Annotated in this window: 1 pseudogene; it reads right to left on the reverse strand. The window is 63.4% G+C overall.

Annotated elements, in window-relative coordinates:
• Positions 1-735: pseudogene (locus tag NB3_RS33825) on the reverse strand (DNA-directed RNA polymerase subunit beta); the annotation flags it as partial.

Here is a 735-nt window from a genome sequence, read left to right on the forward strand (position 1 = left end):
CCCAAATGGGTTTCCAGGATCTGGCCGATGTTCATACGACGCGGCACACCGTGGGTGTTGAGGATGATGTCGACCGGGGTACCGTCCGGCAGGAACGGCATGTCCTCGGTGGGCAGGATCTTGCCGATGACACCCTTGTTGCCGTGACGGCCCGCGAGCTTGTCACCGTCCTGGATCTTGCGCTTCTGCGCCACATACACCCGCACCAGCTCGTTGACACCCGGCGGCAGATCGTCGTCGTCCTCCCGGGAGAACACCCGGATACCGATCACCTTGCCGGACTCACCATGGGGCACCTTCAACGAGGTGTCCCGCACCTCACGGGCCTTCTCCCCGAAGATCGCCCGCAACAGCCGCTCCTCGGGGGTCAGCTCGGTCTCACCCTTCGGCGTGACCTTACCGACCAGGATGTCCCCGTCCCGCACCTCCGCACCGATGCGCACGATGCCACGCTCGTCCAGATCCGCCAGCACCTCATCGGAGACATTCGGGATGTCGCGGGTGATCTCCTCGGCACCCAGCTTGGTGTCACGAGCATCGATCTCGTGCTCCTCGATATGAATCGAGGTCAGCACGTCCTGCTCCACCAACCGCTGCGACAGGATGATCGCGTCCTCGTAGTTGTGACCCTCCCACGGCATGATCGCCACCAGCAGGTTCTTACCCAACGCCATCTCACCGTTGTCGGTGCACGGACCATCGGCCAAAACCTGACCACGCTCCACCCGCTGACCC

The organism is Nocardia beijingensis NBRC 16342 (genome assembly GCF_001612785.1).
GTDB lineage: Bacteria > Actinomycetota > Actinomycetes > Mycobacteriales > Mycobacteriaceae > Nocardia > Nocardia beijingensis.